The organism is Ferruginibacter sp. HRS2-29 (assembly GCF_024343615.1).
Classification (GTDB): Bacteria; Bacteroidota; Bacteroidia; order Chitinophagales; family Chitinophagaceae; genus Ferruginibacter.
On the sequence record NZ_RJUB01000002.1, the window covers coordinates 45,091 to 66,401 of the forward strand.

The 21,311-nt window shown below is 42.2% G+C and carries 19 protein-coding genes; 9 read left to right on the forward strand and 10 right to left on the reverse strand.

Annotation, left to right across the window (positions count from 1 at the left end):
• The first annotated feature begins 1 nt into the window (after window position 1).
• The 3 genes from EGI32_RS01100 to EGI32_RS01110 all read left to right on the forward strand — a co-directional run bounded on the left by EGI32_RS01100 (window position 2) and on the right by EGI32_RS01110 (window position 3,170).
• Window positions 2-406, forward strand: coding sequence for a hypothetical protein (locus EGI32_RS01100; protein ID WP_255153507.1), 405 nt, complete (start codon window positions 2-4; stop codon window positions 404-406).
• 92 nt (window positions 407-498) lie between these two features.
• On the forward strand, window positions 499-1,524 hold the full coding sequence (gene thiL / locus EGI32_RS01105; protein ID WP_255153508.1) for a thiamine-phosphate kinase: 1,026 nt from the start codon (window positions 499-501) through the stop codon (window positions 1,522-1,524).
• Between the two features lie 227 nt (window positions 1,525-1,751).
• Window positions 1,752-3,170 (forward strand): S41 family peptidase, encoded by a 1,419-nt coding sequence (locus tag EGI32_RS01110; RefSeq protein ID WP_255153509.1) that lies wholly within the window; start codon window positions 1,752-1,754, stop codon window positions 3,168-3,170.
• 78 nt (window positions 3,171-3,248) lie between these two features.
• Here EGI32_RS01110 and EGI32_RS01115 read toward each other — a convergent pair whose 3' ends face one another.
• Together EGI32_RS01115 and EGI32_RS01120 are read right to left on the reverse strand one after the other, a co-directional pair.
• Complete coding sequence (locus EGI32_RS01115; protein WP_255153510.1) at window positions 3,249-4,052, reverse strand: amidohydrolase; 804 nt, start codon at window positions 4,050-4,052, stop codon at window positions 3,249-3,251.
• Window positions 4,053-4,087: 35 nt separating this feature from the next.
• The gene (locus EGI32_RS01120; protein ID WP_255153511.1) at window positions 4,088-4,462 is read right to left on the reverse strand and encodes a hypothetical protein; all 375 of its coding nucleotides are present in this window, start codon (window positions 4,460-4,462) and stop codon (window positions 4,088-4,090) included.
• 162 nt (window positions 4,463-4,624) lie between these two features.
• Between EGI32_RS01120 and EGI32_RS01125 the strand changes: the two genes are divergently transcribed.
• Window positions 4,625-4,963, forward strand: a complete 339-nt coding sequence (locus tag EGI32_RS01125) for a single-stranded DNA-binding protein (RefSeq protein ID WP_255153512.1) — start codon at window positions 4,625-4,627, stop codon at window positions 4,961-4,963.
• Between the two features lie 155 nt (window positions 4,964-5,118).
• Window positions 5,119-7,599, forward strand: a complete 2,481-nt coding sequence (locus EGI32_RS01130; RefSeq protein WP_255153513.1) for a helix-turn-helix domain-containing protein — start codon at window positions 5,119-5,121, stop codon at window positions 7,597-7,599.
• 40 nt (window positions 7,600-7,639) lie between these two features.
• On the opposite strand, the gene EGI32_RS01135 is transcribed toward EGI32_RS01130, so the two are convergent.
• The 3 genes from EGI32_RS01135 to ybeY all read right to left on the reverse strand — a co-directional run bounded on the left by EGI32_RS01135 (window position 7,640) and on the right by ybeY (window position 10,873).
• Window positions 7,640-8,149: a hypothetical protein gene (locus tag EGI32_RS01135; RefSeq protein ID WP_255153514.1), complete on the reverse strand. Its 510-nt coding sequence runs from the start codon at window positions 8,147-8,149 to the stop codon at window positions 7,640-7,642.
• A gap of 32 nt (window positions 8,150-8,181) precedes the next feature.
• A complete protein-coding gene (gene mnmG / locus EGI32_RS01140) occupies window positions 8,182-10,050 on the reverse strand; it encodes a tRNA uridine-5-carboxymethylaminomethyl(34) synthesis enzyme MnmG (protein WP_255153515.1) in 1,869 nt (622 codons plus the stop codon).
• Between the two features lie 397 nt (window positions 10,051-10,447).
• On the reverse strand, window positions 10,448-10,873 hold the full coding sequence (gene ybeY / locus EGI32_RS01145) for an rRNA maturation RNase YbeY (protein ID WP_255153516.1): 426 nt from the start codon (window positions 10,871-10,873) through the stop codon (window positions 10,448-10,450).
• Here ybeY and EGI32_RS01150 point away from each other — a divergent pair.
• Both EGI32_RS01150 and nadD read left to right on the forward strand, forming a co-directional pair.
• Window positions 10,811-11,179, forward strand: a complete 369-nt coding sequence (locus EGI32_RS01150; RefSeq protein ID WP_255153517.1) for a FeoA family protein — start codon at window positions 10,811-10,813, stop codon at window positions 11,177-11,179. The two genes, ybeY and EGI32_RS01150, sit on opposite strands and share 63 nt — an antisense overlap.
• Before the next feature lie 24 nt (window positions 11,180-11,203).
• Window positions 11,204-11,797 carry a nicotinate (nicotinamide) nucleotide adenylyltransferase gene (nadD, locus tag EGI32_RS01155; protein WP_255153518.1) on the forward strand — a complete coding sequence of 198 codons (594 nt, stop codon included), beginning with the start codon at window positions 11,204-11,206 and terminating at the stop codon, window positions 11,795-11,797.
• Here the strand turns inward: nadD and EGI32_RS01160 are convergent.
• The 3 genes from EGI32_RS01160 to nadA form a co-directional block, all read right to left on the reverse strand.
• Window positions 11,777-13,027 carry a chromate transporter gene (locus EGI32_RS01160; RefSeq protein WP_255153519.1) on the reverse strand — a complete coding sequence of 417 codons (1,251 nt, stop codon included), beginning with the start codon at window positions 13,025-13,027 and terminating at the stop codon, window positions 11,777-11,779. The genes nadD and EGI32_RS01160 overlap by 21 nt on opposite strands.
• Before the next feature lie 46 nt (window positions 13,028-13,073).
• Window positions 13,074-14,015, reverse strand: a complete 942-nt coding sequence (locus EGI32_RS01165) for an isopenicillin N synthase family oxygenase (RefSeq protein ID WP_255153520.1) — start codon at window positions 14,013-14,015, stop codon at window positions 13,074-13,076.
• Between the two features lie 168 nt (window positions 14,016-14,183).
• On the reverse strand, window positions 14,184-15,185 hold the full coding sequence (nadA, locus tag EGI32_RS01170) for a quinolinate synthase NadA (protein WP_255153521.1): 1,002 nt from the start codon (window positions 15,183-15,185) through the stop codon (window positions 14,184-14,186).
• 584 nt (window positions 15,186-15,769) lie between these two features.
• Between nadA and EGI32_RS01175 the strand changes: the two genes are divergently transcribed.
• Together EGI32_RS01175 and EGI32_RS01180 are read left to right on the forward strand one after the other, a co-directional pair.
• The gene (locus tag EGI32_RS01175) at window positions 15,770-17,902 is read left to right on the forward strand and encodes a SurA N-terminal domain-containing protein (protein ID WP_255153522.1); all 2,133 of its coding nucleotides are present in this window, start codon (window positions 15,770-15,772) and stop codon (window positions 17,900-17,902) included.
• 71 nt (window positions 17,903-17,973) lie between these two features.
• A complete protein-coding gene (locus EGI32_RS01180) occupies window positions 17,974-18,489 on the forward strand; it encodes a DUF2480 family protein (RefSeq protein ID WP_255153523.1) in 516 nt (171 codons plus the stop codon).
• A 33-nt stretch (window positions 18,490-18,522) separates the two neighbouring features.
• Here EGI32_RS01180 and corA read toward each other — a convergent pair whose 3' ends face one another.
• Together corA and asnS are read right to left on the reverse strand one after the other, a co-directional pair.
• On the reverse strand, window positions 18,523-19,614 hold the full coding sequence (gene corA / locus EGI32_RS01185) for a magnesium/cobalt transporter CorA (RefSeq protein WP_255153524.1): 1,092 nt from the start codon (window positions 19,612-19,614) through the stop codon (window positions 18,523-18,525).
• Window positions 19,615-19,719: 105 nt separating this feature from the next.
• Window positions 19,720-21,162 carry an asparagine--tRNA ligase gene (asnS, locus tag EGI32_RS01190; protein WP_255153525.1) on the reverse strand — a complete coding sequence of 481 codons (1,443 nt, stop codon included), beginning with the start codon at window positions 21,160-21,162 and terminating at the stop codon, window positions 19,720-19,722.
• Between the last annotated feature and the right edge of the window lie 149 nt (window positions 21,163-21,311).

Here is a 21,311-nt window from a genome sequence, read left to right on the forward strand (position 1 = left end):
TATGAAACGATTATCCATACTTGTATTGGCTGTTGCATTGCTGGCTGGTTGTAATTATGTGACCTATAATCCTAAAGGAAAAAAGAAACAGCGGCAGGCAACTCCGTCGGTTTTGATCTTCGACCGCATGGTCGACTTCAGGATCAAAGAAGGAGGATGGCCTTCTTCAATGGAAGATTTTAAAAGTAAGGATATCCGGTATTATGAAGTGGTGAACGGGTTTCCTTATCAAAACACCGAGTTCAAAATAAAAGACAGTAACAACATGGTATTTTATTTTTCCAATCATATCAGCGATATGAAAGAATACGATAAAACCCAAAAAGTTGACCTCAATAGTTACAATGGCAATGTGCGTTTCTGGAAAGAAGGGGATAAGTTTTTGTGGAAGATAAAAATGAATTAAAGAACGACTGTCAGCCTGAGCTTGTCGAAGGCCAATTGCCTTCGACAAGCTCAGGCTGACAGTTTATTAAAATAATAATCAAATCAATCATCATGGAAGAAAGAACAGAGATAGCGTCGTTAGGGGAATTTGGGCTGATCGATCATCTCACCAATAACAATGAAACCAAAAATGCGTCCACCATTTTAAGTGTTGGAGACGATGCCGCGGTGATCGACCATTTTGGAAAACAAACAGTAATAAGCACCGATCTCTTATTGGAAGGTGTGCATTTCGATCTGTCGTATACGCCGTTGAAACATCTTGGCTACAAATCTGTAGTGGTAAACATCAGTGATATTTATGCAATGAATGCCACGCCTACACAGATCGTGATCAGCCTTGGCTTCAGCAACCGGTTCAGCCTGGAAGCGCTCGACGAATTTTATGCCGGCGTTTATGCAGCCTGTGATTTTTACAATGTAGACCTGGTGGGCGGCGATACCAGCACATCCCAACGCGGCTTTGTGATCAGCATTACTGCCATCGGCGAAGTAACGCCGGATAAATATGTAACGCGTTCAGGAGCAAAACCAAACGACCTCATTTGCGTGAGCGGCGAACTTGGCGGAGCATTTCTCGGGCTCACCATTCTCGAGAGGGAAAAAAAGATATTCGAGGAAACCGGTGCCCAGCCCGATCTTGAAGGGCAGGCTTATATCGTGGGCCGTTTATTGAAACCCGAAGCAAGAAAAGATATCATTGAATATTTTGCAGAAGCCGACATCATGCCTACCAGTATGATGGACATCAGCGATGGCCTCAGCAGCGAGCTGCTGCACATTTGCAAACAAAGTGAAACAGGTTGTGTGTTGTATGAAGAAAAACTTCCCTTGAATGATGAAGCGAAAGAATTTGCCTACAAACTCCAGCTCGATCCTACCGCCTGTGCCTTGAGCGGGGGAGAAGATTACGAATTGCTCTTTACTGTTTCGCAGGCAGATTTTGAAAAAATAAAACTAAATCCTTCGATCAGCGTGATCGGTTATATCACCGAAGCTGCAGAAGGAAAACATATCATCACCCGTGCAGGAAATAAACATGCGCTGGTAGCACAAGGGTGGAACCATCTTAAATAGTTCAAGAGGTTCAAACGTTCAAAAGGTTCAAGAAGTTAGCATTCTAATAAAATGCATTTAACTTCTTGAACCTTTTGAACGTTTGAACCTTTGAACTTTCCTAAATGTTAATTCAGTGGTATTTTATTTTAAGTTAAATATCTTTAAGCTGAATTTTTTTCTAAGATATGAATAGATTTTTATGTGGTTGGGTGCTGGCGTGTTGTATGTTCATTTCTTGTACCCCTATGAAAAAAAATTATTCCCCCTATGCCAAATATTCCCGGCAGACACTTCAGAAGGATTATATTTTATTAAGAAATATTCTCGAAACAAAACATCCCGCTATTTATTGGTATACTCCGAAAGACAGTATGGACGGCTATTTTGACCAGTATTACCATGCCATCAGCGACAGTATGAATGAAGGCCAGTTTGCCTGGCAGATACTTGCACCGCTGATTGAAAAAATTCATTGCGGCCACACCAGCGTTGGCTTCAGCAAGGAATATGTAAAATGGGTTCAGGGAAAAAAATTCCCTTCTTTTCCGTTGTATGTAAAAGTATGGAACGATACGATGGCCGTCATTGGTAACCTCCACCAGAAAGACAGCATTTTCAAAAGAGGTACGCTGATCACTTCTGTAAACGGATTGAGTAACCAGCAACTTATCAGCCGGATATTCGGTTACTTGCCGGAAGATGGATATGCAGACAACTCTAATTATATACGCCTGAGCGCAAATTTTCCGTATTACCACCGGAATATTTTTGGCTTGTCGAAAACATACCAGGTTGGATACCTGGATAGTAATAATATCCGGAGAGTAGCAACCGTGCCGGCTTTTACTCCGGTTAAAGACACTACTAAAAAAGACAGTGCAATAAAAGTCATGCGTCCTCCAAAGCAGCCGAAACAAAACCGGTTATTACAATACCGTTCTATGCAGATCGACAGTTCGGGTAAATTTGCGGTGATGACATTGAATGGTTTTACCAAAGGACGTTTACGCAGGTTTTTCAAAAGATCATTCAAAGAGTTGCGTTCAAAAAACATAGATCATCTTGTGCTGGATATGAGAAATAATGGTGGTGGTAAAGTAGGGTTGTCGACCTTGCTGACAAAATATATTTCGCGGCAGCCATTTAAAGTGGCTGATACAGTGTATGCGGTAAGCCACTCGCTGGCGCCTTATACAAAATATATCAAGGGAAGATTCCTGAACAACATCGAACTTTTTTTTGCCAGTAAAAAAAGAACTGATGGAAAATACCATCTCGGTTTGCTGGAAAAAAAATTATACAAACCGAAGCAAAACAATCATTATAACGGTAACGTGTACGTGCTGACGAACGGGCCTACGTTTTCAGCGGCGGCTTTATTTTGTAATGCAGTAAAAGGGCAGGAAGGAATTAAACTGGTAGGTGAAGAAACCGGCGGCGGCTGGCATGGCAACAGCGGCATAATGATCCCGGATATCACCTTGCCCAATACACATTTGAGGGTAAGGCTTCCTCTATTTAAGCTGGTGCAATATAAACATGTTCCCAAAACAGGCACCGGCATCATTCCTGATATTTATGTGGGAACAAGCTATGAAGCACTGCTGAGAGGTTATGATAAAAAAATGGAAGTGGTGCGAAAAATGATCTTAGAAAATAAATAATTGGTTTCCCCCCAGCCGTTTAGCGGGGCTAAGAAAAATTTTTTTTTCTCTGTCTTACTTTTTCTTTGCGTGAAAGCCTCACCCTTCAATCCTGAACGAATCCCCATCTTTCCAAAATGGAAATTTGTTTCTCACATTATCGAGGTTTTCTTTTTCGAGCGTCAGCGTAAAAATATCTTCGTCATCCGCCGTGTGATACAACACTTCTCCCAACGGATCGATCACCATCGAATCGCCGCTGTGATAAATATCATTGCCATCTTTTCCAACACGGTTTACCCCCACTACATACGATTGGTTTTCTATCGCTCTTGCGCACAATAATGTTTTCCATGCATGGTTGCGGCGCTCCGGCCAGTTGGCCACGTAGATCAGCAGGTCATATTCAGGAGTTGGTTTTTCTTCATCAGTTTTTACCTGTTGCCTTGCCCATACCGGGAAACGCAGATCATAACAAACCAGCAAGTTGATCTTCCAGCCTTTCACCGAAGCAATCAGCCTTTTTTCTCCCGCATGGTAATGTTCGTCTTCATGGGCAAAACCAAAAAGGTGCCGTTTGTCATAGTGCCCGTATTGCCCGTTGGGCAGCATCCAGATGAGGCGGTTGAAATATTTTTCATTCTCTTTTATGATCACGCTGCCGGTGATGATCACCCCGTTTTTCGCCGACATTTCCTTCATCCACTTTACGGTTTCTCCCTCCATGGTTTCCGCCAGCTGCTCCGGTTTCATGCTGAAGCCCGTACTGAACATTTCTGGCAAAACGACCAGCTCTGTTTTTTGTGGAATGCTGTTGATATTTTCTTCCAGCATGCGCAGGTTAGCCTCTTTATTTTCCCAATAAAGTTTTGTCTGAATGAGTGTGACGGTGAGCGTTGACATCAAAATATTTTAGAGATCAAAAGTAGCGGTAAATTTTATTCTTCCGGTTTTTTTACGATCAAAAAGCAATCGTTGTCCAGCAAACGATAACCGAATTCATAACAAAAATAATACACCCCTCTTTTCTGATTCGTTAAAGTATGTGTGAGGTATTTGAATTGAAACCCGGCCTCCAGCAACTTATCCCGGGAAATTTTTTTCGGCGATCCGTTGCCGGCAAGTAAATCTTTTAAGATCTTCCTGTTTTTTCCCAATGCATTATTGATGTTGCGCATGAACCTGTTGGCCGGGCCTTTTGCCTGATTGTTATGAATTGCCCTGCAATACATATCGCAAAATATTTTGTCTGATCTCCCCCTGATCAGCTTGTCGCACACTTTACATTTTCTTTCTGATTCCCTGTTTTCCATTACTCGTTGTTTTAAAATTATCCGTATACATCCGCTTATAAAAGTAAGTAAAGGCATAATTCACCGATTGTTGTTTTTCCCATCAGATATTTGTTTTCTCAACGGAAAACGGCGCTGGTTTTCTCCTCTAAAAATGATTAATAACATTAAAATTTACCAAAAATGTATTCAATAAAAAACAAAGTTCAGCTGATCGGAAACCTGGGTAATGCCCCTGAAATAAAGAATACCGAATCCGGAAAAAAGCTGGCTAAATTTTCAGTTGCAACCACTGAAACCTACAGGAACGCCCAGGGTGATAAGGTTAAGGAAACGCAATGGCACAACCTGATCGCCTGGGGAAAAGTGGCAGATATCATTGAAAGATATTTAAAAAAGGGGAGCGAGGTGGCCATTGAAGGCAAGCTCGTAACCCGTAATTATACTGATAAGGAAGGGGTTAAAAAGTATATAACGGAGATCCAGGTAGATGAATTACTGATGTTAGGAAAGGCAGGATAATGGATGATCAGGCGGTCATCGCTAACATATAATTGTATGTGATGGCCGCTACTTTTTCCATCCGGGTAAATCAGATGCAGTGTAGCCAATATCGATGAAGGATGGTTAACTTTGAACGGGGCTATAATTTTGCAGATACCCGATAATTTGTGATAATGACAATTGAAAAAAATGAAATCTTCGACCTGGCTTTTCGCTTTGTTACAGAAACCAGCGAACATATATTTCTGACGGGAAAAGCCGGCACCGGTAAAACTACTTTTTTAAAATACCTGAAAGAGCATTGCGCCAAGAATATCATTGTTGCCGCACCTACCGGTGTTGCTGCGATAAATGCCGGAGGTGTCACTTTACATAGCCTTTTTCAATTGCCTTTTCACCCTTTTTTGCCGACACGTCACAACAAAGAAGAATTACTGGCAAAGATCAGATTTAATAAACAACGGCAACAATTATTACGAAAAATGGAACTGCTGGTGATCGATGAGATCAGTATGGTAAGGTGCGATGTGATGGATGCGATCGATACCATTTTACGAAGTGTACGCCGAAACCATGATTCAGCTTTTGGTGGGGTGCAGGTGCTTTGCATAGGCGACCTTTATCAGCTTCCACCGGTGGTACAAAACCAGGAATGGACAATCTTACAGGAATATTATAGTTCCCCCTTCTTTTTTGACAGCATTGCAGTAAAGGAGCAAATGCCTTTGTTGATTGAGCTGGATAAAATTTATCGTCAGAAAGAAGATTCCTTCGTGCGACTATTGAACAAGATCCGTAACAATGATATGTCTGCCGATGATTTTGAGGATCTGCATTTCAGGTACGATCCCGGTTTCCGACCAACAGAGGAACAAAAGTATATTACGCTATCTTCTCACAACCGCCAGGCCGATGAAATTAACCAGCGCGAGATAAACCGGTTATTGGCACCGGCTTATAAATATGAATCGGAAGTGGAAAATGATTTTCCGGAACATCTTTTTCCGGTAGATAAAACCCTGGAGTTGAAACAAGGTGCGCAAGTGATGTTCCTCAAAAATGATGCAGTTTATAAACGATACTTCAATGGTAAGATCGGTACTGTAAAATCGCTCGAAGAAGATAAGATCATCGTGGATTGCGATGGATTTGATATTGATGTACCAAAAGAAACATGGGAAAACTCACGATACAGTTTAAATAAAGCGGATGGAAAACTGGAGCAGGAAACACTCGGTACATTTACCCAATATCCTTTGAGGTTGGCGTGGGCAATTACCATACATAAAAGCCAGGGACTTACATTCGATCATGTTATGATTGATGCGGGAGCTGCTTTCAGTAGTGGACAGGTATATGTCGCATTGAGCAGGTGTACCAGTCTTGAAGGAATTGTTTTGTTATCAAAAATTCCTGCGTCAGCAATTCACAGCAACGAACATGTGTTGAAAGGACAGCAATCGCTTTCGCACCGTGGCTCTCTGGCAGAACGTTTTGAAGGAGCGAGAAAAATATTTACGCAACAATTATTGGAAAGTATTTTTTCTTTCGAAGAAATACATATAAGTGGGGATCAACTCGAAAACCTTATCAGGCAAAACAAGGATAAATTTAATGTGGGTGCGCTCGAATGGGTACAGCAATTTCGTCAGCAATTACTATCAGACAGGGCCGCTGGTTTAAAATTCAATTCTCAGATATCAGAGATGATGAAAGGCATTTCGGAGATAGAAAAAAATGAAGCGTTGCAAAAACGGATCAATGATGCAGCAAATTATTTTCTACCAAGGCTGGAAAAATTCCAGGCCATGCTGCAGCAACATCCTTTGGTTACTGAATATAAAGAAGCATCCACACCTGTTAATGAAGCATTGCTACAATTGCTTACCAGCATTTACACCAGTAATTATTTTCTACAATATTGTACGCAGCCTTTTTCTGTTACTACCTTTCTGCAACATAAACTGAAGTTCGCTCTTCCCAGATTTAGTATCAATTGTTATGCAAGTGGAAAAAAACAATCTTATACAGACACGCCGAATGCGGAGTTGTATGATACGCTCAAACGCTGGAGGGATATGGTTTGTGAGGACACAAGTAGCCCCATCTGGATGGTTGCCAACCAGGCCACATTAAAAGAACTTTCTACTTTTCTTCCATTGAACAAAAAAGACCTCTTGCGCATTTCTGGTTTTGGAAAAGCTAAAGTTGATAAATACGGCGATGAAATTCTGGAAGCGATAGAAAGTTATTGCACACAAAACTCACTGGAAACAAACATGGCCGCGCTGGATGTGAAACCTGCGAAAGAAAAAAAGGAGAAAAAAGAAAAGAAGGAGAAAGTAAAAGAGCCTAAGATTGATACGAAAAAAGTCTCCCTTGATTTTTTTAAAGAAGGGAAGACAGTGAATGAGATTTCTTCCATAAGGTCTTTAACAACCGGCACTATTGAAGGCCACCTTATACACTTTATTGAATTGGGAGAAATCGCTCTTACCGATCTGCTTTCAGAAAAGAAGCAGTCGTCCATCCGGGATGCTGTGAATATTCACGGGGATGTAAGTATGAGTACACTCATGGAAGCCCTTGCGCCGGAAGTCAGTTACAACGAATTGAGAATGTATTTTGCCGCGGAGAAATTTTCCGCAAAATAAAATTCATAAAAAGGCGACAGTAATTGTCGCCTTTTTTTAATTATCTACCAAAGTCATCCTGCAGGCGGATGATATCATCTTCATTGCTTGGATTGTCAAAGTCGGTGTGTTGCCAGATCTCTGCTATCACTCCCCAGTTGTCGAGCCCGATCAGCCGATGGCGTTCTCCTTGCTGAAGTTTAACAATATCTCCGATGGATAGTTTTGTCAACTCTTTTTCCTCATCGTTATCGCTTGTAATTACACCAGCTTCACCGCCAATCAGTTTCCATATTTCCGCACGACGATGATGGTATTGCCAGCTCAATCTTTTTGAAGGAGCCACCAGCAATATTTTCGGGCTCAATTTTCCTGAAATAGTCAGGTCTTCTTTTTTCAGATGTGGGAAAAATTCGGCAATGAATTTTTCTGCATCATCTTCATCAATCACAAAAAATCCACCCCATGGGCGTTGGTCATCTTTATTGGCAACTTCTAATTTTTTGCTGGAGAGAAATTCATCAATCTCTGCAAATATTTCTGCTTTTGTATTTTCTGGTTTTAAAAACATTTAATTATTATTTAATATGATTAATTTTTATATCATCTGCCCATATACACCATCAGTATCTGCACATCACTTGGATTAACTCCTGATATCCTGCTGGCCTGGCCAAGTGTACGTGGCTGAATTTTCATGAACTTTTGCCTTGCTTCATTGCTCAGCGAAACCAACTTATCATAATTGAAGTTTTCCGGTATGGCAAGATTTTCCAATTGATTCATTTTTCCTACCAGTTCTTTTTCCTTCTCAATATAAGTATCATATTTCATTTGTATCTCTGCCTGTTCCAGAACTTCTGCACTATATCCATTCAGTTTTTCCGCAAGAGATGGAATTGAAGATATCATTTCTTTCAAATCAATATTTGGCCTCAATAGAAGCTGGGCGGCCTTTTGGCGTGATACTAACGGTGATGATGAAACGCCTTTTAAAAATTCGTCTGACTCCGCGGGCTCAATTGCTGTGGAGTTTAGTACAGACTTTACTTCTTTTACTTTTTCAATCTTTTCCAACACCCTCTCCATCCTTTGCTGGCTGGCCAGTCCCAGACGATAGCTGATCTCTGTCAACCGGATATCAGCGTTATCCTGGCGTAACAATGTCCTGAATTCCGCACGACTGGTAAACATCCGGTAAGGTTCATCCGTTCCTTTATTTATAAGATCGTCAATCAACACTCCAATGTATGCTTCACTACGTTTTAAAACTAACGGCTGTTCGTTTTTAACAGCTAAATGAGCATTTATACCTGCCATCAACCCCTGGCAGGCCGCTTCTTCATATCCGGTTGTTCCATTGATTTGCCCGGCAAAGAAAAGTTTCTTGATCCGTTTGGTTTCCAGACTGACAGTAAGTTGGGTAGGAGGGAAGAAATCATATTCGATCGCATATCCCGGGCGAAACATCTTGCAGTTTTCAAAACCTGGTACTTGTCTCAATGCTTTAAGCTGTACTTCTTCAGCAAGCGAGGTAGAAAATCCATTTACATATATTTCCACCGTATTCCAACCTTCGGGTTCAACAAACAGTTGGTGCCTCTCTCTCTCCGCAAACCTATTGATCTTATCTTCTATGCTCGGACAATATCTTGGCCCGGAGCCTTTGATCCTTCCCTGGTACATCGGACTATTTTCAAATCCGGTGCGTAATATTTCATGAACTTCTGAGCTGGTATAAGTAACCCAGCAGCTTTTTTGATTAGACGCGGCCAATTTTTCTATTGGTTCATAACTGAAGCCAACCATTTCTTCATCTCCCTTCTGTTCCTCCATTTTGCTATAGTCAAGGCTTCTGCCATCGATGCGTGGAGGTGTACCGGTTTTCAGCCTGGCGCTTTCGAATCCCAAAGAAACCAATTGTTCAGTAATCCCTGTGGCGGCTTTTTCTGCCACACGCCCACCACCAAAATTCTTTTCTCCAATATGGATCACTCCATTAAGGAATGTTCCATTGGTTAACACCACAGCATCTGAGTGTATTTTATGGCCAAGCCCGGTGATTACGCCCTTTGCAACACCGTTTTCGATGATCAATTCATTTACCATATCCTGGTAAAAGTCGATGTTGGGAGTAGCTTCCAGCATTTCCCTCCATGTTGAAGCGAATAACATCCTGTCGCTTTGAGCCCGCGGGCTCCACATAGCGGGTCCTTTACTTTTATTCAGCATGCGAAATTGTATCATGCTCTTATCGGTTACTATTCCGCTGTAACCTCCCAGGGCATCTATTTCCCTCACAATCTGTCCTTTTGCAATACCACCCATTGCCGGATTGCAACTCATTTGGGCGATGGTCTGCATATTCATAGTAATAAGCAGCACTTTGCTGCCCATATTGGCAGCGGCGGCGGCGGCTTCACAGCCTGCATGCCCTGCGCCCACTACTATTACATCGTATTTCTGAAACATGGTACAAAGGTAATATTTACCCATTCCTAAATAAAGACGTTGAGTGGTAATTTAACAGCTGTTCCACGTGGAACATTGTATTTAACCATAGTGAGAAATAATATGTTCCACGTGGAACATCATAGTCTGATATGATCTTTATTGTTGTCTAAATAAAAACTGCTTCTACAAAGCAAACTAAATACATGAAACTTTTAATTCTGCCTTATTCTATTGTTTATAAGCCGACAGGCTGAAGTCACTTTAATAGAGAGTATGAAGTAAAAGGAAGTAAACAGTAAAGAAGCCTGTTTCACCGGCTAGTAAAAGGAGGGTTTTAAATATTTAAGTTGCGCCAGAACTAGTGACTTATATTGATGAATTAAAAAAATGATTTGGAGGAAATTAAAACTGAAGACTAACTTTTAAAATATAAGTTCAAATACTTATTCTCCATCTGCCTCATCACTAAAATATCCTTCTTCGATTTATCCTTGTATCCACAAAGATGAAGCACTCCATGAAAGATCACACGATGAAGTTCCTGGTTATTCGTTACATAATGCGAAATAGCATTGTCCCTTACCCGGTCGATGCTGATATATAACTCAGCCTGAACTGCTTGATCCTTTCCGTGAGCCAGGTTGAAAGTGATGATATCGGTATAGTAGTCGTGGCTCAAAAATGTACGATTGATATCAAGCAAATATTCATCGTCGCAAAAAATAACGTTCAACGATTCTGCCGGTGTTTTTTCTTTATTAAAAACCGACGTAATAAATTGCTTCAGCTCAAGCCTATTTTTGAGGGAACATTTTTTCTGAAAATGAAATGCTATATCCATGCTAATATTTCTGAAATCGAAATTAATAACATTCTCATTATTGTAATTTTACCAACCCTTCAAATTGGAAATATATTTATGTATCAAAGGCTATCAGAAATAAAGGTTGGAAAAGAAGTGATCATCCGCTCATTTGAAAATGATGATATTTTTTTAAAGCTAATGGAAATGGGATGTGTCCCGGGTGAAACAATTACAGTAGATCTTATAGCTCCTTTTAAAGATCCCATCTCAATAAGCGTTGCAGGATATAAATTAAGTCTTCGTCTGGATGAAGCTCATCATATTTTGGTAGAGGAAATATAATTTTGTATTATATATAATTATTATATGAAAATAGGATTATATTTCGGTTCCTTTAATCCCATACATACCGGGCATCTGATCATAGCATCACACATGGCCAATACTTCCGAACTAAATGAAGTATGGTTAGTAGTGTCACCACAAAATCCTTTTAAAAGATCTGCCGGATTATTGAACGAACATCACCGGATTCACCTTGTAAATACTGCCTTGGAAGGCGAACATAAAATAAAAGCCAGCAGTGTCGAATTTAAACTTCCCAAGCCTTCCTACACGATCGATACGCTTACTTATCTTTCAGAAAAATATCCGCAGCATCAATTTTCCATCATCATGGGAAGTGACGGTTTTCAAAATATTGAGAAATGGAAAAACGCAGCACTGCTGCTGAAAAGCTACAAGATCTACATTTACAAAAGACCAGGCTTCGACGTGCAGGTTCCTGATGGAGCAGCGGTAGAAATTGTTGATGCGCCATTGCTGGAAATTTCGAGTACGCGTATCCGTGAGTTGATCAAAAAAGGAAAGTCTATTCGATATCTTGTAACTGATGCAGTGAAAGAAGAAATTGAAAAAAATAATTATTACGGAAACTCTTTAGAAAATCCAGCCGAGTAAAAGGCAGCCGATCACGATAAACGGAGCCGGGATTTTTGTGTAACGTAATAATAAAAAAGTCACGGCTATTACTCCAAAACTCAATAAATTCAATAATCCAAGGTCAGTCACTTTCATTCCCCTGAGGAGGTATAATGTTGCCGCCCACATGACCCCGACCACTACCGCATTGATCCCTTCGAGCGAACGGTAAACTACCACATATTTTTTTAGGTATTGCCACACCGGAAAAAAGAAAAGTACCAGCAACGCACTTGGAAGAAAAATGGCCACTGTACCAATAAAACAACCGAGCAATTGCATTTTGAATCCTTCGTCTTTCAAAGCTATACCACCGGTAAAACTGGCTACCGAAAAAACAGGACCCGGCATCGCCCTCACCATTCCAAAACCAGTGAGGATATCATTTCTTTCAATTTTGATCGCATTCGGATTTTTTACTGACACGATGGGAGCTACAGGTCTTTCCACATATTGATCCAGCATCATCGGCAATAAAACATCACCGCCTCCAAAGACAAAACTTCCAAACCTGTAAAAGTTTTCAAAAAGATTAAACGCCTTCCTGTTTTCCCACTCCTGCTTACGCGCTGTTTCACTGAGAATACCGGCTATTAAAAAGATCACCACGAACAGCCAGATATTTCTCCAATGGATCGTTCGCACTTTTTTATTCTCCACTTCAGGAATACGCTTGTTGCTGAAATTAGTAGCAATGCTACCACAAAGGATCAGGATCGGAAATATCCATGGCGTCCGGAAAAAATAAAAAGTGACGATCACAGAAATCAGCATGATGATCTGCGTGATAAGATTTTTGACAGAAATACTAAATGCTTTTATTGCAGCGAATGCCAGGAAGCCGATGGCCATTGGTTGAATGAATTTCAATAAACCGTTCGTAAGATTCTTGGAAGGAAATGCTGTCAGTAAAAAAGAAAAGGCCCCCATCAATATCGCCGCCGGTAATATCCAGATGATGAGTGTGAGTGTGGCCAGCAAAACTCCTCCACGTTTGTAACCGATCAAAGTGATGGTCTGTGTGCTGGATGCACCGGGTAAAAGCTGGCAGAAAGAATTATATTCGATCAGTTCTTCTTCGGTGATGTCTTTTCTTTTTTGAACGAAAGTTTTCATCATCATTCCCAAATGCCCCTGGGGCCCGCCAAAAGCAGTAACGCTGTATAATAATACAGCTTTCAGAAAAGGTATATGGCGAAATAATTTCAATACGAAAAAGATAAGCCATTCATCGGAATGAATGGCTTAATAATAATTATTTTTTTAATCCTATTTCTCTCAGGCGCTCATCGAGGTATTCACCTGCAGTGGCATCTTCATAAGCTTTTGGGTGATCTTCATCGATACAGCTTTCCAGGCATTTCAGGCTCATGCTGCTTTTTGGATGAAGAAAGAACGGGATAGAAAAACGGCTGGTATGCCATACTTCACGTTTTGGATTGACAACCCTGTGTGTGGTGCTGCGCAATTTATTATTCGTAAGCCGCTGCAACATGTCGCCAACATTCACCACGATCTGCTCCGGTACCGAAGTTACCGGTATCCATTCTTCCTGCTTCGTAAGAATTTCCAAACCATCTGCCGAAGCGCCAATGAGCAAAGTAATAAGATTGATGTCTTCATGCTGTTCCGCACGGATAGCACTTTTTGGTTCGCTCGTGATTGGCGGATAATGGATCGCTCTCAAAATAGAATTTCCATTATACACGTACTGGTCAAAATAATTCTCATCCAGTCCGAGATACAAAGCAATGGCCTGCAGCAATGCCGTACCCGATCTTTCGAATGCCCGGTAGGCATCATCGAATGTATTGTTGAAAGCCGGAACTTCAGCAATCCTCACATTTTCAGGATACAATTCTTCTGAAAAATTTTCCCGGGCGATCTGTCCGTATTGAAAAAACTCTTTCAGGTCCGGCGCATCACTTCCTTTTGCATGTTCTTTACCAAAACTGGTATAACCCCGCTGGCCGGCCATTCCGACAATTTCATATTCTTTTTTTTGTTCGAGTGGCAGCGAAAAAAACTGCTGAACGTATTTATAAAGATCTTCAATCAATTCGTCGGTGAGGCCGTGGTTTTTTACACCAACAAAACCGACTTCCTCGTAGGCCTTGCCAAGATCCTGAACAAATGCTTCTTTTCTTTTTGGATCACCGCTTAAAAAATCTGCAAGATCAACCGAAGGGATAGACATGTGTAATATTTTAGTGAATAGTCAATAGTGAATAGTCAAATCTTCGAAGGCTGCACTAACCTTTAAATTTTTAACATCAAAAAGCAAAAATATTTATAATTTCTGAGCAAAAAAATAATGAGCCCGAGAGAAGTTCAAAGATTTGACTATTCACTATTGACTATTGACTTACAGTCCGTATTTAGCGCTGATCTCCAGCATACGCTCAATGGGCTTTTTTGCCGCGAGGCGCAATTCTTCATCCATATCGATCTCAGGAGTTTCGTATTTCATACACAGATACAATTTTTCTAATGTATTTAATTTCATATATGGACAATCATTGCAGGCGCAGGAATTGTTTGGCGGAGCCGGAATGAACGTTTTCTCCGGATTGCTCTTTTGCATCTGATGCAGAATCCCGGCTTCTGTAGCCACTATAAATTCTTTGGCGTCGGATATCTGCGAATATTTCAAAATGCCCGTAGTGCTGCCTATATAGTCTGCTACGGCCAATACAGGTTCCTCGCACTCAGGGTGCGCCAATACTTTTGCATTGGGGTGGCGGACTTTCAGTCTGGTGATCTTTTCCAGGCTGAAAATTTCATGAACCATGCAGGCACCGTTCCAGAGCACCATATTCCGGCCCGTTTGTTTATTGATCCATGCACCCAGGTTTTTATCAGGTGCAAAAATGATCTTCTGATCCGTTGGAAGGCTTTCCACGATCTTCTGCGCATTACTGCTGGTGCATATGATATCGCTCAACGCTTTCATACCGGCGCTGCAGTTGATGTAGGTGATGACCAGGTGATCCGGGTGTTTATCCTTAAAAGCCTTGAAGAGGGCAGGGGGAGCACTGTCGCTCAATGAACATCCGGCATTAAGATCGGGCAACAACACTTTTTTCTTTGGGTTGAGGATCTTGGCTGTTTCGGCCATAAAGTGTACCCCTGCAAAAACGATGATGTCGGCATCGGTGCTTTGCGCTTTTTGCGCCAGCCCCAGGCTATCGCCGATATAATCCGCCACATCCTGGATATCCGGCTCCTGGTAGTAGTGTGCCAGCACGATCGCATTTTTTTCTTTCTTAAGTTTTTCAATCTCCGCGAAAAGATCAAGTGTGGGATCCAGCTCTATGTCGAGAAAACCTTTTTCTGCTACCAACGAATGTGTGTTAATATCTGCCATAATATGTATTAATACTATTTATTTATATAATCCCTTATTACTATTAGGGCTGTTAATATGTGGAAACAAAACTTTTCCCAACTATTGCAAAATTAAATTTTTTACTTTACCCACCCTCATCCACATCATATTAACATAACGATTTAGTAATATATAGCGCCGCTATCGCCTGTTATCCGCTGATTTTATTTTTTATGGCCTTTATAATTAACACCTGTTTATAAAAAACACGGGGGATAATAATCCGGCGCTTTTTTTTATAAATGCTGTTAACAGCATTGGGATAAAATGATAAAAAAGGATGCCTTTACCCGTTTTGGTGAATAACCCCTCCTTTTACCATCCAATTATACCCAGTAATTTTTTTTAAAAACCTGCTTTATCAACATAAAAAGAGGGTTTTTAACAAGGGCTGTTGATAACCGTTTTTTCAAAATTTCCCCCCGCCCCGCTTTTTTTTCTGCGAATGCAGGACAGGCCAATACTACAGCGTAAAAAACTTATGTTTTCCCCAGTTTATAAATTAGGTGTTAATAACATTTTTTACCCTATTTTTGCCCTCCAAAATTAATTAAATAAAGCAGATGCAAATTATTCAAAGTATTCGTGACAAAGGAGCAGCAATCACCGTTGTTGTTATCGCCTTGAGTCTGATCGGTTTCATTTTGATGGATAGAAATTCAGGGGCCAACAATGCCAACCGTTCTTCCGGTACCACAGTAGGTAAAGTGAACGGACAGGGCATCGAGCTCGCAGAATTTCAAAAACGTGTAACACAACTTGAAGCACAGGAAGAAAGCCGTACAAGGCAGAAAGTAACTACCCAGCAAACTTACCAGATCAGGGAACAGGTTTGGAACCAGCTGGTAGCTGAAGCGGTATTCTATAAAGAAGCTGCTAAACTGGGTATCGAACTTACTCCAAAAGAATTGTCTGCTATATTATTCAGCAGTGATCCTACCAACCCGTTCATGCAGCAAGGTCTTGCCGATCAGGCAACCGGCAAACTTGATATGGCGAAAGCACAGCAGGCCTGGGCTGAGATCAAGAAATCAAAAGGCGAAGCCCGTGACAATATCAACAGCCAGTTGATCGATCCATTGAAATTGTCCAGCAGTGCTGCAAAATATGGTGGCCTCATCAGCGCGAGCGCATACTACCCCACCTGGATGCAGGAAAGGGATACAAAAGATGCAACAGCATTCTCTACCATTTCTTATGTAGGAATTCCATACAGCGAAATTTCTGACAGCGCCGTAAAAGTGACTGACCAGGACATCGTTGATTATGTAAATAAGAACAAAGAATTATTCAAGCAGGAAGCCGGCCGTAAGATATCTTACCTCAGCTTCAGCCAGCTGCCAACTGCGGCAGATAGCGCTGCGATCAGGAATTCGCTGGAAACGATCAAACAATCTTTTGCTACAGACAGCAATGCAAAAGCATTTGTTGCGGCAAACGGATCGGCGATCGAATTCAACGACATGTTCCTGCCAAAAGATAAGATCGGTGCATCTAACATAGATACGATCGTAAAACAACCGCAGGGAACTGTGTTTGGCCCGGTGGTAGAACAAGGTCTTTACCTATTATCAAAAGTATTGGCTTCCAAAGAAATGCCGGACAGCGTGAGGGCGAGGGAAATTGTGATAGGATTGAATGATCCGCAGACCAACCAGCCGATCAGGGATCAGGCGGGTGCACAGAAATTGGCCGACAGCCTTTTGGGAGTTCTTAAAGGTGGTGGTGATTTTGTAAGCATGGCAGTACAATATTCCGCAGATAACGAAAGCAAAGCGAAAGGCGGTGATATGGGTGTTTTTGCATTCGGCACCAAAGACGCGGCTATCAACGAATTTGCATTCAACAAACCGGTTGGCAGCAAAGAAGTGATTCTTTCTAACGACGGATATCATATTATAGAAATATTGAGCCAGTCTAATTTCAAGCCGGCTTACAAGATCGCGTTTGTAGCAAAAGAAATTGCCGCAAGCCCTGAAACGATCAACAAAGCCAGCAATGATGCCGGTAAAGCAGCCAGCGAAAAAAATGCTACCACCCTGGCAGCATACGTTTCGAAGAACGGGCTGCACCTTACTCAATTGCCACAACTGGTGAAAGAAAACGATTTTTCTGCCGGAACCCTGCAGGACAGCCGTACCAGGGAACTGATCAAATGGGCGTTCAAAGCTAATAAAGGAGATGTAAGCGAACCCTTCGACCTGGGCGACCAGTTTGTGGTAGCAACAGTTGATAAGATTGAAAAAGAAGGTGTTCAGGATGCAGCTACAGCTCGTAGTGGTGCGGAAGTGATCATCATTAAACAGAAAAAAGCCGCGTTGATAAAATCAGCGATCGGTGCAAACCCGACCATGCAGACAGCTTCTGCCAAATACAACAAACCGGTGGCGATGGCGGGCCAGGATTCTACCCTCACCTTCAACTCCCAGATCATCAACTCGCTGGGTATGGAGTCGAAAGTGATAGGTGCCGCTTTCAACAAAGCATACGAAACCAAAGAATCTCCGGCGATTGAAGGTACAAATGGTGTGTATATCATAAAGGTAAACAGCATCCAGAATAAAGTGGAAGCACCGGAAGCTGCATCTGCAAGGATCACTTCACGCCTGGCTTCATTGCGCAGCCAGCTGAACAACTGGTTTGAAGGCCTCAGGAAACAGGCAGATATCAAGGATAAGAGAAGCGAAACCTTTTAATTTCCGTTTATAGAAAGTTATAATCGCCGCCCCGGTATCCCCGGGGCGGTTTTTTGTTTTAATTTTACACAATGAGCGAAACATTTATAAATAAGGTAGCCGAAAGCGGGATCATCACCTTGAACCTGGAAGATTATTATCCAAAAAACGAGGTAGCGGTTTTTGATATGAAAGATTACCTGTTTATGGAACTTATCCTGAAAGAAAAAGATTTCAGGGAAAAACTGAAGGCGCTGGATGTATCCGTTTACCAGGATAAAATTGTTGCACTTACCTGCAGCGCTGATGCGGTAATACCAATGTGGGCTTATATGCTGGTGGCGAGTGCACTGCAACCCGTAGCCCGGGAAATAGTTTTCGGTACGGAAAAAGAAACCACGGAAAAAATATTGCTGCAGAATATCGGTAACATCACCACAGAAGAATTTGCAGACCAGCGGGTGGTGGTGAAAGGTTGCGGCGAGTTGCCGATCACCGAATCTGCCTACATAGAAATTACGAAGCGTTTGCGCCCGGTAGCGAAAAGCATTATGTATGGCGAGCCATGCAGTACCGTGCCGGTGTTCAAGAAACCTATAGTGCGATAAAACCCCGGAGGTTTTCAAAACCTCCGGGGTTTGTTAAAACCAACCTCTCTTCCTGAATATCCCGATCATCACCAGCGGAATAAATAACATGGCCGCTACAGAAATAAAAAATCCCCATTGATTGTGCAGCAGGGGCAGCCGTTCGAAGTTCATCCCGAAGATGCCGCCGATAACGGTGGCCGGCGCCAGCAGGCAGGTAACTACCGCCATCACTTTCATCACTTCGTTCATCTTCAGGTTCACATTGCTGAGGTAAAGGTCCTGTAAGTTCATCATCATATCACGGTAGTTTTCCGCAAGGTCATTGGCCTGCACGATATGATCATAAACGTCCTTGAAATATTTTTCCGTTTTTTCTTCTATCAGTTCGCTTTCGCTGCGCAGGATGCCATTGACGAGTTCGCGAACAGGTGCGATGCTGCGTTTAAAAACGATCATCTCTTTCCGCAGCATATTAATTTTTGCCAGCGTTCGGGTATTCGCGTTGCGGATGATATCTTCCTCGAGGTTTTCGATCTTATCACCGAGTTTTTCCATTACGAGGTAATAATTATCTACGATAAGATCGATGAGGGTATAATATAAAAAGTCGGCGCCATTTTGCCGAACCTTACTGGTATTGATCTTCAGCTTGTCGCGTAGGGGATTGAACGCATCTTTGGCGGCATCTTCCTGGAAGCTGATCACAAAATTATTGCCGAGGATGATACTCACCTGCTCAGTTTCTACAATGGAATCTTTGTCATTATAATACAACATGCTCAGCACACAAAACACCAGCCCGTTGATCTCATCCATTTTTGGCCGCTGGCCGATACTTAAAATATCTTCTACGATCAGCGGATGAACAGAAAAATGAGCGCACAGCTTTTCAACATCATCTTTCCTCAAACCATCCACATTGATCCAGGTAATAGATCTTGAATCCAGGAACTTAAAACAATCGGTTACTTCTTTCAGCTTTACATCACTGCATTTATCCTTGTCGTATTCGTACACGCAGATCCTGCTCTCTTCCGGCTCTTTTCGTGTAGGCGCCACCGTTGGGTTTACCTGCAGTACTTTTTTGGTACGCAGTATCTCCATCGGGTTCAGAATGTATTCGAAATATTTTTTTGCAGGCATAAAATGAAGTTACAAAGAGTTCACGCAAATGTGCAAGGAAAAAATACAAAAGGCGTCCCGAAATTTTCGGGACGCCTTTTGTATTTTTTCCTCTTTGCCTGCCAACTAAAATGCAGCACTCTTGGGGTATCTTGGAAAAGGAATTACATCCCTGATATTCGTCATACCGGTTACAAATAAAACCAATCGCTCAAAACCCAGTCCGAAGCCCGCATGCGGGCAGGAACCGAAGCGGCGGGTATCGAGGTAAAAGTCAAGTTCCTCTGCCGGCACATGCATTTCTTTCATGCGTTCGAGCAATTTATCGAGTCGTTCTTCACGCTGGCTGCCGCCAACGATCTCACCGATGCCCGGAGCCAGTATGTCCATCGCGGCTACCGTTTTTCCATCTTCGTTCATACGCATGTAAAACGATTTGATGTCTTTGGGATAGTCGGTCAATATCACCGGTTTTTTAAAATGTTTTTCTACCAGGTAACGCTCGTGCTCGCTCTGCAGATCGGCACCCCATCCTTCGATGAGGTATTGGAATTTCTTCTTTTTATTATGATTGCTTTCTTTCAATATTTCAATCGCTTCGGTATAAGTGAGGCGCTCAAAATCATTGTTCACCACAAAATTCAGTTTTTCCAGCAGCCCCATTTCACTGCGTTCTGCCTGTGGTTTGGTTTTTTCTTCTTCTTCCAGGCGCTGGCTTAAAAATGCGAGATCATCCACATTGTGTTCCATCGCGTAGCGGATGATATACTTGATGAAATCTTCCGCAAGGTTCATATTATCTTCCAGGTCGTTGAAAGCAACTTCCGGTTCGATCATCCAGAATTCCGCCAGGTGACGGGTGGTGTTACTGTTTTCCGCACGGAACGTAGGCCCGAACGTATACACATCGCTGAACGCCATTGCTGCCAGTTCACCTTCCAGCTGTCCGCTAACGGTAAGGTTGGTGCTGCGCCCGAAGAAATCTTCTTTGTAATTGATGCTGCCATCTTCGTTCTTTGGAGCCGTGCCATCCAGTGGCAAGGTGGTCACCCTGAACATTTCGCCAGCCCCTTCCGCATCGCTGGCCGTGATGATAGGCGTATGCATGTATACAAAACCCCGATCGTTAAAAAACTGGTGGATCGCGAAGGCCAGAGAATGCCTTACACGGAAAATTGCCCCGAAAGTATTGGTGCGGAAACGGATGTGCGCATTTTCACGTAGAAATTCCAGGCTATGTTTTTTAGGCTGCAACGGAAATTTTTCCGCATCGCTGTCCCCCAGTATTTCAATGGAAGTAGCTTTGAGCTCCACTTTCTGTCCTTTACCAAGCGAAGGGACCACTTCACCCACCGCTTTGATACAGGCGCCGGTGGTGATGCGTTTCAAAGTGGCATCATCGAGCAGACCTAATTGGGCTACTACCTGTAAATTATTATTGGTGCTGCCGTCGTTGAGTGCGATGAACTGGTTGTTGCGAAAAGTGCGCACCCAACCCATCACGGTTGCTTCATAATTAGCCTCATCGGATTGCAGCAGGCTGTTGATCTTTTTTCTTTTGTTGAACATAAATGGAATTAAGGCTGCAAATATAAACAGAAAACCACAGAGTAGTACAGAGGCAATCACAGAGTGGCACAGGGGTTTAAAGTATTTCTCTGTGCTACTCTGCGAAATAACCCCATGCTACTCTGTGGTTAAAAATCTTAACTTCACTC